This window comes from Thiothrix sp. (assembly GCF_028714775.1).
Classification (GTDB): Bacteria; Pseudomonadota; Gammaproteobacteria; order Thiotrichales; family Thiotrichaceae; genus Thiothrix.
This window is the reverse complement of sequence record NZ_JAQTLS010000062.1, coordinates 1-3,453: the sequence shown is the minus strand read 5'-3', so window position 1 is coordinate 3,453 and position 3,453 is coordinate 1. Positions and strand designations below refer to the sequence as shown.

Here is a 3,453-nt window from a genome sequence, read left to right as displayed (position 1 = left end):
TCGCAAAAGTGGTCGGTTATCCACCACTGGAAGCCTGCTTTGCAGACCTTTTTACTCATGTTCGGCGAAGAGCGCGTCCCGCTCTCCGCCCTATGAAAATTTGTTACACAGTTTATTTGACAGACTCTAGGAACGCAGCTTAACACCGTCAGTAGTGATGCCGCAGCCAAAGGAATCAACACCCCATGAAAATCTCCACTATCCTCGACCACATCGACAACGGTCACATGGCCTTGCCTGAATTCCAACGCGGTTACGTCTGGGGCAAGGAACAAGTACGCGGCCTGTTCAGTTCCCTGTATCGCCGTCACCCAGTAGGTGGTTTGCTGGTATGGGCGACGGAATCCGCCGAAGCGCAATACCGGGGCGACATGCAACTGGCAGCCGGTATCGTCAAGCTGCTGCTCGACGGTCAACAGCGCATGACTTCACTGTATGGCGTGGTACGTGGCAAGCCGCCCAAGTTCTTTGATGGCAATGCCTCCGCTTTCACCAGCTTGCGTTTCAATATGGAAACTGAGGTGTTTGAGTTCTGGCAGCCGATCAAAATGCAGGACGATCCGTTGTGGGTGGATGTCACGGCTGTTATGCAGAAAGGCAATGCAGGCATGAGGGAGTTTTTTGCCCCCATCAATGCCCATCCTGAACACGCAGCCAAAATGTTTGATTACATGGGGAGGCTCAGCAACCTGCTCGGTATTCTCGACATCGACCTACACATTGAGGAAGTGACCGGCAAGGATAAAACCCTGGATGTGGTGGTCGACATCTTCAATCGCGTCAACAGCGGTGGCACCAAACTGTCCAAGGGCGATCTGGCGCTTGCCAAAATCTGCGCGGAATGGCCGGAAGCCCGCAACCAGATGAAAGAAAAACTGCATGAGTGGCAGCAAGCCGGGTACGACTTCAGCCTTGACTGGCTGCTACGCTCCGTGAATACAGCCCTGACAGGCGAAGCCAAATTCCTTTACCTGCACGACAAGCAGGCTCCTGACATTCAGGATGGTCTGAAACGCGCTACCCGCCACATTGACACCAGCCTGAACATGATTAGCGGGCGGTTGGGGCTGGATCACGACCGAGTGTTGTTCGGGCGTTATGCGATTCCTGTAATGGTGCGCTATCTAGACCAACGCAGCGGCAGGCTGGACGAAATCGAGCGCGACAAACTGCTGTTCTGGTTTGCACAGGCCGGGATGTGGGGTCGTTTTTCCGGTTCCACTGAATCGTACATCGACAAAGATTTGGGAGTGCTGGAAAGCAATGGTGGCGTCGACAAGCTGCTGGCGGAATTGCGTCTGTGGCATGGTGGCTTGTCCATAGAACCGGGACATTTTGATGGCTGGAGTCTCGGCGCACGTTTTTACCCGGTGCTGTACATGCTGACGCGCATGGGCGAAGCCCGCGACTGGGGAACAGGCTTGCCGTTGAAAGCCAATTTGCTGGGCAAGCTGAACCGGCTGGAAGTGCATCATATATTCCCGAAAGCACGGCTGTATAAAGCCGGTCAGGGGAGGCAGGAGGTGAATGCACTGGCGAACTTCTGCTTCTTGACCAAGGACACCAACCTCGACATCCGTGACAAATACCCGCATGACTATTTTGTTGAGGTGGAATCACGTCATCCCGGTGCGCTGGCGACCCAGTGGATACCGATGGATGAAAACCTGTGGAAGATGGAAAACTACCTCGATTTTCTGGAAGCGCGTAAGGCATTGCTGGCGGAAGAAGCCAACCAGCGGATGCGTTCGCTGCTGCATGGCGATACGCAGTGGATGGAAGGCCGCCGTACCGAACCTGCTGCTGTAGCAGTCAAGGGCGGCATCAGTGATGAGACGGAAGAGCAGGCATTGCAGGCACTCAACCAGTGGGTACAGGAACAGGGCTTGCCTGCCGGGGTGCTGTCATATGACTACAGCGACCCTCAAAGTGGGCAGCAACTGGCAGTGTTTGATCTGGTGTGGCCGACTGGCGTACAGGAAGAACTCAGCCAACCGGTAGCAGTGCTGCTGAATGAGGACAACGACACGGTTGCGCTGGCGAGTCAGGCAGGATTCCGGTGTTTCACCTCAGCGACAGCATTCAAACAGTACATAAAGGACGAGATTCTGGCAGAGGTAGCCGATGCAGTCTGAGTGGCGCAATGTCTTATTGGAGGATGTAGCTGCTGAAATTACAGTAGGTTATGTCGGCTCCATGAGTTCTGAATATATTGATGATGGCGTACCTTTTTTACGTTCCAAGAATATTGAACCCCTGCGAATAAATACTGATGACATAAAATACATAAGTCAGGCTTTTCATCAGAAAGTCAGCAAATCAAGACTCACGCCTGGAGATGTGGTGATTGTCAGAACGGGAAAACCCGGCTCTTGTGCTGTTATTCCTGATTGGCTTGAAGATGCAAACTGCTCAGATTTGGTCATTGTCCGATGCGGTAAGGAGATCAATAATCGGTTTCTCGCTTACTATATAAATACTGCTGCGACTGGTCATATTTCTGCCCACCTAGTTGGGGCAGTGCAACAGCACTTCAATGTTGCATCCGCTCGTGTCCTAAATATCAAACTACCAACGCTCAAAGAACAAGAGGAAATAGTTAATATCCTCGGCTCCCTCGACGACAAAATCGAACTCAACCGCCAGATGAACGCCACTCTGGAAGCAATGGCGCAAGCCTTGTTCAAAAGCTGGTTCGTGGACTTCGATCCGGTGATTGATAACGCACTGGCGGCAGGAAATCCCATTCCCGACGAACTCGAAGCCAAAGCCGCCGCCCGTCAAGCCTTGGGTGATGCGCGTAAGCCACTGCCGGAGGACATTCGCTCATTGTTCCCGAATACGTTTGTGTTCACGGAAGAAATGGGGTGGATACCGGAGGGGTGGGAAATACGCTCTTTGGAAAGCCTGATTACATTGATTGGGGGTGGAACACCTAAAACGTCTACTGAAGCCTATTGGAATGGCGATATTCCGTGGTTTTCTGTCGTTGATGCGCCAAATCCATCGGACGTTTTTGTTATCGAAACAGAGAAGCATATTACTCGTTTTGGCGTTGAAAAATCTTCGACGAAAATTTTACCGATTGGAACAACTATTATTAGTGCGCGTGGCACAGTTGGTAAATGCGCAATGGTTGCCACACCAATGGCAATGAATCAATCTTGCTATGGCATCAGAGGAATAGATGGAATTTCCGATACGTTTATTTACTACTCCATTTATTTGCAAGTAACCGACCTACAACAAAAAAGCCATGGATCAATATTTAGCACAATTACTCGCGATACCTTTAAATCCATCCAAATGCCATTCTCTAATGTACCGCTCTGTACACGACAATTTTCCTAATCAGCGGTTTTCAGCAGCAAGGTGACATTGCCATTTGCCTTAGCGATTAAGTTTGGAGGCCATAAAAACAGCATCCACAAGCGGAGGTTTTCTGCCACTGCA

The 3,453-nt window shown here is 51.1% G+C and carries 2 protein-coding genes; both read left to right on the top strand.

Annotated elements, in window-relative coordinates; all coding sequences use genetic code 11:
• The first annotated feature begins 185 nt into the window (after positions 1-185).
• Positions 186-2,135: a DUF262 domain-containing protein gene (locus tag PHE17_RS21515; protein WP_301017983.1), complete on the top strand. Its 1,950-nt coding sequence runs from the start codon at positions 186-188 to the stop codon at positions 2,133-2,135.
• Positions 2,125-3,351, top strand: a complete 1,227-nt coding sequence (locus PHE17_RS21510) for a restriction endonuclease subunit S (RefSeq protein ID WP_301017982.1) — start codon at positions 2,125-2,127, stop codon at positions 3,349-3,351. Before PHE17_RS21515 ends, PHE17_RS21510 begins: the two co-directional genes overlap by 11 nt.
• Positions 3,352-3,453 lie beyond the last annotated feature (102 nt).

Bases quoted from the DNA above. Each gene is read 5' to 3' on its own strand.
- PHE17_RS21510 (WP_301017982.1), top strand. From the start codon at position 2,125: ATGCAGTCTGAGTGGCGCAATGTCTTATTGGAGGATGTAGCTGCTGAA.
- PHE17_RS21515 (WP_301017983.1), top strand. From the start codon at position 186: ATGAAAATCTCCACTATCCTCGACCACATCGACAACGGTCACATGGCC.